This window comes from Pseudoalteromonas 'SMAR', assembly GCF_048515945.1.
GTDB lineage: Bacteria > Pseudomonadota > Gammaproteobacteria > Enterobacterales > Alteromonadaceae > Pseudoalteromonas.
This window is the reverse complement of sequence record NZ_JBLWMW010000006.1, coordinates 68,397-76,159: the sequence shown is the minus strand read 5'-3', so window position 1 is coordinate 76,159 and position 7,763 is coordinate 68,397. Positions and strand designations below refer to the sequence as shown.

Annotated in this window: 8 protein-coding genes; 3 read left to right on the top strand and 5 right to left on the bottom strand. The window is 47.1% G+C overall.

The window, feature by feature from the left end; translation table 11 throughout:
- Window position 1 precedes the first annotated feature (1 nt).
- Window positions 2–184 carry a hypothetical protein gene (locus tag ACNKW2_RS04540; RefSeq protein WP_419147472.1) on the bottom strand — a complete coding sequence of 61 codons (183 nt, stop codon included), beginning with the start codon at window positions 182–184 and terminating at the stop codon, window positions 2–4.
- Window positions 185–364: 180 nt separating this feature from the next.
- On the opposite strand from ACNKW2_RS04540, the gene ACNKW2_RS04535 reads away from it, so the two are divergent.
- Both ACNKW2_RS04535 and ACNKW2_RS04530 read left to right on the top strand, forming a co-directional pair.
- Complete coding sequence (locus tag ACNKW2_RS04535; protein WP_419147471.1) at window positions 365–1,393, top strand: NAD(P)H-dependent flavin oxidoreductase; 1,029 nt, start codon at window positions 365–367, stop codon at window positions 1,391–1,393.
- Window positions 1,394–1,579: 186 nt separating this feature from the next.
- Entirely contained in the window at window positions 1,580–2,596 is a 1,017-nt protein-coding gene (locus ACNKW2_RS04530) for a CDP-glycerol glycerophosphotransferase family protein (protein WP_419147470.1), read from the top strand.
- A gap of 23 nt (window positions 2,597–2,619) precedes the next feature.
- Here the strand turns inward: ACNKW2_RS04530 and ACNKW2_RS04525 are convergent, their stop codons facing one another.
- From ACNKW2_RS04525 to ACNKW2_RS04510, 4 genes are all read right to left on the bottom strand, one after another.
- The gene (locus ACNKW2_RS04525) at window positions 2,620–3,093 is read right to left on the bottom strand and encodes a VOC family protein (protein WP_419147469.1); all 474 of its coding nucleotides are present in this window, start codon (window positions 3,091–3,093) and stop codon (window positions 2,620–2,622) included.
- Between the two features lie 93 nt (window positions 3,094–3,186).
- Window positions 3,187–4,101: an endonuclease/exonuclease/phosphatase family protein gene (locus tag ACNKW2_RS04520; RefSeq protein WP_419147468.1), complete on the bottom strand. Its 915-nt coding sequence runs from the start codon at window positions 4,099–4,101 to the stop codon at window positions 3,187–3,189.
- 87 nt (window positions 4,102–4,188) lie between these two features.
- The gene (locus ACNKW2_RS04515) at window positions 4,189–4,575 is read right to left on the bottom strand and encodes a MerC domain-containing protein (protein ID WP_419147467.1); all 387 of its coding nucleotides are present in this window, start codon (window positions 4,573–4,575) and stop codon (window positions 4,189–4,191) included.
- 111 nt (window positions 4,576–4,686) lie between these two features.
- Window positions 4,687–5,829, bottom strand: coding sequence for an EAL domain-containing protein (locus ACNKW2_RS04510; RefSeq protein ID WP_419147466.1), 1,143 nt, complete (start codon window positions 5,827–5,829; stop codon window positions 4,687–4,689).
- A gap of 130 nt (window positions 5,830–5,959) precedes the next feature.
- On the opposite strand from ACNKW2_RS04510, the gene ACNKW2_RS04505 reads away from it, so the two are divergent.
- Window positions 5,960–7,702: a PAS domain S-box protein gene (locus ACNKW2_RS04505; RefSeq protein WP_419147465.1), complete on the top strand. Its 1,743-nt coding sequence runs from the start codon at window positions 5,960–5,962 to the stop codon at window positions 7,700–7,702.
- Window positions 7,703–7,763 lie beyond the last annotated feature (61 nt).

The window sequence follows — 7,763 nt, the reverse complement described above, 5'->3', positions numbered from 1 at the left end:
CTCACTGTTGCACCACTAGCATATAAATGAGCTTGATGATGAGGGTGATCATCAACAGTGGCAGCACATATTTGGCATACTTTTGCATTTTATCCAGCCCTAGGCGCTGTTGGTAGCGTTCCAGCAAAGGGATCAACACCAGCAGTGCTAGCACCAAACTGACGAGTAAAATAACAACATTCATATCCTGTCCTAATGGGTTGATAGTGGCAGTAATGCCGTGCTGGGAGTTCAGTTGCTCCTACTCCATTAGCTTGCCATCATGAGCGTCACAAACGCAACCGAGCAATGTTACTTTTACTATTTCCAATTTCAATAATTGCCGTTATGCTAACAACACATCAGACCAGTTTAAGACTTTCTCATGAAAACAGCGATTACCGAATTACTAAACATTGAAAAACCCTTAATTTTACCCGGAATGAGTTGGATTTCCACGCCTGAGCTGGTCGCCGCAGTCAGTAATGCCGGTGGCTTGGGTATTTTAGCAACGGGGCCATTGAGCCAAGCAGAAACGCAAGCCGCCATTGCGAAAATACGCCAGCTCACCGACAAACCTTTTGGTGTCGGTGTGACCTTGATGATGCCCGGCGCCAAAGCGAATGCCAAGGTGGCCTTGGACGCCCAGGTCCCGGTCATTAACTTCTCTTTAGGTAAGGGAGACTGGCTAGTGCAAGAAGCAAAAAAATACGGCGGAAAAGTGATTGCCACTGTGGTCACGCAAAAACATGCTTTGGCAGCCCAGCGCTCTGGCGTTGATGCCTTATTAGTGACTGGCCATGAAGCAGCGGCACACGGCGGTGCAGTCACCTCTTTGTGCTTAGTCCCCAGTATCGCCGATATTGTCGATATTCCCATTATTGCCGCTGGGGGCTTTGCAGATGGCCGCGGTTTAGCCGCTGCATTGTCGCTAGGAGCTGATGCTGTAGCCATGGGCTCGCGCTTTGCCACCTCGGCGGAAAGCCCGCTACACCAAAATGTCAAAACCACGGTGGTAGCAAAAGACGTTGAACAAACCATTTACTCCAAAAACTTTGATGGCTTGTATGCCCGAGTAATGAAAACCCCAGCAGCAGAGCAAGCAACCAAGAAACCAATGAACTTCTTTATGGCGGTGGTAAAGTCCTTTAAAGCCGCGAAAATGGTTGATATGCCGCTGTGGAAATTACTCGCTGGACTGCTGTCGCAATTCGATAAGATCCGCATGCTGTCTTTGTTTGGCGCCGCCACCGAAAAACTCGAAGCCGCCACCATCAAAGGCGATCTTGATAATGGCGTGCAGTTTATTGGCCAATCACAAGGAGTGATTAACGACATAGAGTCGGTGGAAAAAATAGCAAGTCGAGTAATGACCGAGGCCGACACAGCGTTAAACAAATATAATCGCACCTAATAGCAGCGCTCTGCTGGCAGATAATTTGTTAAAGCGGTAAGATCCCTTGAGTTCTGACGAGTCTTGCGCCCGTACTGCTTACTCAGTATGGGGTTTTGGCTATGACTCGCTCAAGGTGCAGGCATTAAGGGAGCTTACCTAAACCCTATTTCGCCCGTTTTTTCTTATGCAATAAAGTGAAGTCCGATGCAGAAACACTATCTTTTTTACGTTGAACAACCCTATAGCTTTGCCATATTACGACCATTACAACAGGCCATAAGAGACAATGGCGATGTTGTTAAATGGTTTCTTAAGGGTGATAATGTTTCTGCCACTAGCCTAGCAGCGGATGAGCAGCAGCTTTGCAGCGTGGCAGCCGTCAAAGCCTTTAACCCCAGAGCCGTGTTCGTCCCGGGCAACGTGGTTCCAGACTTTTTCCCTGGCGCAAAAGTACAAGTGTTTCACGGCTTAGAATATAAAAAGAAAGGCCACTTTGGGATCCGAGGCTTTTTTGATTTATATTGTACCCATGGTCCCCTCACCACCGACCCTTTTAATCGCTTGGCTAAAAAACATGGCTACTTTTATGTTATCGAAACCGGATGGCCCAAGTTAGACCCATATTTTGACTACCATAAGTGCAACAACGAAAAACCCGTGTTGCTTTATGCACCAACTTTTTCACCTAACCTAACTTCGTTAGACGCCCTGTATGAGCCGCTGAAAGCCTTAGCTGAATCCGGCCAGTATAAAGTGCAGCTCAAGTTTCACCCAAAAACCAAGCCGCATTGGCAGAGCATGTATGCTGAATTGGAAGCCATAAAAGACTTTGCCATCGCCGCTGACGATAACTTGATGCCGCTTATCCAGCAGGCTGATGTGGTTATCTCAGACACCTCCAGTGCGGTCGATGAATCCCTGTTATTAGGTAAGCCGGTGATCACCTTTAATAACCAGCAACCGCAGCAAGCGCTATTAAACATAACCACAGCCGAACAACTACCACAGGCGGTGGAGCAAGCATTAAACCTCAGCCAACAACAAGCAGAAGAGATTGCTCACTACGTTGAGCAGGTTCACCCATACCAGGATGGCAATAGCGCTCAGCGCGTACTGAGTGCAACAGAAACAGTCATTGCCGCCGGGCTAAAGCGCAAACCTCTTAACCTATTGCGCCGCTACAAGATCCGAAAAGCACTGAATTATATGAAATTAAAGTAGGCGAAACGGGTCATAGGACTATATTAAGCATCTTGCTCACTATCCATCAGGTCGGCCATCCGTGCGATTAGCTCCGCTTCACTGTAGTCATGCTGATGGGTAGCTATGGTCCAAATATGGCCGAACGGGTCTTGCAACGTCCCCGCCCTATCGCCATAAAACTGCTCGCATACCGCAGATACTTCGGTTGCACCAGCAGCAAGTGCACGCTGAAAAGTGCTATCAACATCATCAACGTAAAGCAGCAAAGACACACTGGTTCCACCCAGTGTTGCAGGAGCTTGTTGTGGCAGTGCTTGGCAACCATCACAAAGCATAAAGTGGGAGTCTGCCACCTTGATCTCAGCGTGAACAATACCGCCATCGGGCATGGGAAGCTGGCGTTTCAGTTCAGCTGCAAATGCTTGGCGATAAAACTCAATCGCTTTTGCAGTGCCTTGCACAGTTAAGTATGGGGTAATGGCATGATACCCTTTAGGACGAGAGGCTGTGGCCATGAGCAACTCCTATCACTAAAACTCAGGTATCATAACCATAGTCGATATTCGCTTATTTGTAGAGTGCGACCCGCGGCTCACGGGTAAGACTTATTACTTCGCTTTCACCGTCACAGAAATGGCGCAGTGATCGCTGAGCATTTGATCTTCTTGCATCTGTTTAAAAAAGTGCACCTTAGGCTCATACTGCACCGCAGCATATAAAGGCTCACTAAAGAGGATATGGTCAATCGGTGCCGGGTATCGTGGGTGACACCCCTTCATGGTTGCCGTGACATTGTAACTTTGAATGCCTTCGCTCAACTCTGACCAAAAGCGGTTATCGTTTGCTGCCAAACGATGATTAAAGTCTCCAAGCACAATCGCAGGCTGATTTTGCTGTTGTTGTAACCACGCTTTTAACACCGGTAATTGTGCACCAATTAAGTCACAGGCAGGCTTGTCTGATTGAGAATAGTTGGCCACAAAGCAGCCACTTTTTAGATGCACATTCAACAGGCTAATATCACCCAGCGGTGTGGCGACATTGACCTCTAAACCATGGCGCAGTCCCACTCGCTGTAATGCCAAGCTAGCCAAGTCTTGATGAGCGTTTACCTTTAGGCCCTTACGAATGGCAAAGGCGGTTTTTTGTTGTGTCGAGGTGTGGTTGCTACCACGACATTCGTAGGCAGGACTGTCTTGACGGTCAGAGAGAATAAACTGCCATTTTGTGTTATCAAACACCTGCTCTAATGCCGCCACGGAATGGACCTCTTGTAAAGCCACGATATCAGCCTCTAAGCCCTCGGCATAACGACGCAATGCCTGAATCTCCCGCGCATTTCTGGGTTTACAGCCAGTGTTTGCGGGATAGGCAAGGTGCTCAATGTTCCAACTTGCTACGCGCAGCCGCGATTCAGACTCACTCTGCGAGGTCGGCTCTAAAGAGGAGGTGGCATTGCTGCAGCCATTGGTAAAAAATATCGCGGCGGCAACAAAAGCTGTTGCCAATACGTTGCTTTTCATAGTGCTCTCTATTGTAAAAAGGATTTTATTATTGATGTGTTTTATTTCAGCTTGATGATGCTACTTTATCGTAAAGTCAATGATACGCTATGTGCACTCGGGTGCGCTACATTTTCGCTTTAAGTTACGATAATGCCCTGTGGCAATGAGCACAGAGCCTAATACGGTGAGTGGCACTTCGACCAAAGCGCTCACCGGGGCAACTAGCAGAGGCAAAATTAGACAGCTGCAACCTACACCAACTAATAACAACACGCTCTTAGAGCCATGTTGTTTAAACCCCGCCAGCACCGCCAGCAGGCTAATAGGTAACACGGCAGCCAACAGCCAAGTATGCACCGCTTCGTTGCTTAGCAGCGCCAACCCAGCCACATAAGGCAGGACGGCAACCAGTAGTGGCAGCACCAAGCAATGCACAATACACAAGGACGATAGGCCTATCGCCACATTGTCTGCGAAAATCTGAGTTTTCATCTAAGGTCCTCACCAATAAAAGTGATAATATAACATATATCAATCGATTTATTAATGAGAACTCAATCAATTAATGAAAAAAAGTTTTCAGTATTTTCACAGCATAGTGAATTAAACCATTGAGTCGAAATGCTTCGCGGCTTTTGACAAGGGCTCGACGCTCTCGGCAATGCTGTCTTGGTGACCGTTACTTAATCGCTCTGTCAGTGCCGCCGGCTTGCCAAATAAGTACCCTTGCATGTAATTAACGCGCATCTCTCGGAGCACTTCGGCTTCGGCCTCGCTTTCAATTCCTTCGGCGATCACCTCAACACCGTTATCGTGAGCCAATTGAATTAAGTGAGAAACAATATTTTGTTTATGACGATTGATGTGGATGTTGCGCACCAGATCCATGTCTATCTTAATGTAGTCGGGGCGCAGTTGTGCCATCATATTTAAACTCGACCAGCCAGAGCCAATGTCGTCCAAAGCAACCCCAAAACCACAGCTGCGATAAAACGCCAATATCCCCTTCAAATGATTAATATCACGAGCTTGGTGGGTTTCGGTCACCTCAAACACAATGTCTTCAGGGCGAAATCCCAGTTCATTAATGGCAGTAGCAGTAGAACGCAGACAATAAGAAGGGTCGTAAATGCTCGATGGATTAAAATTAATAAATACCTTGCCTGAAAGCTGTGCACGAGCAGCATGCTCTACCGCCGAGCGACGGGCGATAAGGTCAACCGAATACAACAAACCACTCTGATCGGCTAAATTAAACACAAAGGCAGGTGGTACCACGTTGTTGTCCTCATCAAACAGACGAAACAATGACTCATGGCCGAATATTTTCGGCTCTTGAGCGGTGGAATCCGCGTGCACAATCGGCTGATACCAACTTTGGTAACTTTCTTTTTCAACCGCAGTTTTAATCCAGCGGGCTTGAAAGCGCCTTACCATGGTTTCTACGCTGGCCACTCTGGCAATGGCAACTAAATCGGGGGCTTCTGGTGTGCTGGTTGTGGTGACTTTAGACTGGCCAAACTCAGGGCCAGAAAGACAACCACCAAGACTGGTTAAAAATGCCGTGATTTCTTCGCGCGCCAGTGTTACTCGAATACACTTATCGTTGGCGTGCATTGACTCCCAGTTGTTCTCACCACACATCATGGCAACATTGTTGAAGGCATTGCCACTGGGTAAGAAAAGCCAAAAGTAGGTTGTATCAAAAAAATAGTCGTCAATTGTTTCACAGTCTGGACACCACATAGCCGCTCCTCCATTAATTATTACCCACAGGCATACGAAACGAATAACTTATTTGTTCACATTGACTTGAATTGAACTAAATCAACACGTCATTCGTACACCTACCTCTGTTGTGTTACTAGGGGTATTCATGTCTTTATTCTCAAGCTTTAAAAATCAATTTCACCAGCAAATTTTAGATCAAGCCGTCGATGCCGTGATTGCTATTGATGAACACAACTGTGTTCAATACTACAATCGCGCAGCCGAGAAATTATGGGGTTTTAGCGCCCAAGAAGTCATTGGTGAAAATGTAAAAATGCTGGTACCAAGCGAGTTTAGAGGCAATCACGATAACTATGTAAATCACCATCGCAATACCGGACAAGACAAGCTGGTGGGTAGCAGTGTTGAGCTGTATATTGAGACTAAAAACAAGCAAAAAGTGTGGTGTTCTTTGTCACTGTCCAAGCTCGAGGTAAAAGGCAAGCGCTGGTACTCCGCCATTGTTAAAGACATTACAGAGGAGCGCGAGACCAAGCAGCTATTTAACCAAACCCTTGAGCAATGTGTTGATGGCGTAGTTACCATTGACGAACACAACAACGTGATCTTTTTTAACCGCGCCGCCCAACAGATTTGGCAGTGCGACCGTGAGCAAGTCATCGGTAAAAACGTCAAAGCGCTGGTGCCTGCGCCTTTTAAAGCCAACCATGATGACAAAGTAAATCACAACCGCCGCACCGGCGAAGACAAGCTGGTGGGTACATCGGTTGACCTAAATATTGAAACCTTTAGCGGCGAATCGAAATGGGTGTCTCTAGCGCTGTCGAAAATTAAACTCGACGAGCGCATTTTATACACCGCGTTTGTGCGCGATATCACAGAGGAATATTTAGCACGTAGCGAATTCAAACGGCTGTCGTTGGTGGCCAATAACACCAGCAATGCCGTAGTGATAACCGACTCTCAAGGGTTGGTGGAATATGTAAACAGTGGCTTTACTGCCATGACCGGCTATACCTTAGAGGAAGTGCGCGGACAAAAACCGGGCCACTTATTACAAGGTGAGCACACCGACGCCGATACGGTGCAAACCATTCGTGACAACCTCAAAGCACAACAAGCTTTTTACCAAGAAATTTTGAACTACCATAAGGATGGCACACCTTATTGGATTTCTTTGGCCATTGACCCTGTGTTTGATAACAATGGTCAACTTATTCACTATGTGGCTATTCAAGCCGACATTAACGACACCAAAAAGCGCTCGTTAGAAAACGACGTGCGCTTGCATGCCATTAATGCCACCAGCTTAATGCTTGAGCTCAGCCCAGACGGAAAACTGCTCGATGCCAACAACCTGTTACTGGAAAGCTTAGGTTGCAGCAGCCAGACTGAACTGCAATCCCATGTTGGTAATTTTGCTAAGCTGTTTAAGCAACACGACTGGCAAGCGGCAGTCAGCGGTGAAAGCATTAAAGCCGACATTAAAACCCAAAGTAAGCAAGGTAAAAGCCTGACACTGAGCCTGGACACCACTGCCATTACTGACCTCAATGGCAAGGTTACCAGCGTATTGGTTTATGCCGATGATGTCTCGGAGAAAAATGCGGTAGTAGAAGAAACTTACGTGGCGATGTCAGAAGTGCTGGATAAAATCAGTGGTATTGTTCAGTCGATTAATAAGATTTCCAATCAAACCAATTTACTGGCGCTTAATGCTGCCATTGAAGCGGCCCGTGCTGGTGAGAGTGGCCGTGGCTTTGCCGTGGTGGCAGACGAAGTGCGCGACTTGGCCGGCAGCTCCACTCAGTCCGCCGAACAAATCGAAGCCTTGATCGCTCAAACTCGTGAACACGTTGAGCACTTGTCAGCCTATTTGGGCAATTAACGTTGCAATACTAATCGCGGCGTAATCTTACGCCGTATTATTGCTATCGCAAGCAAAGAGA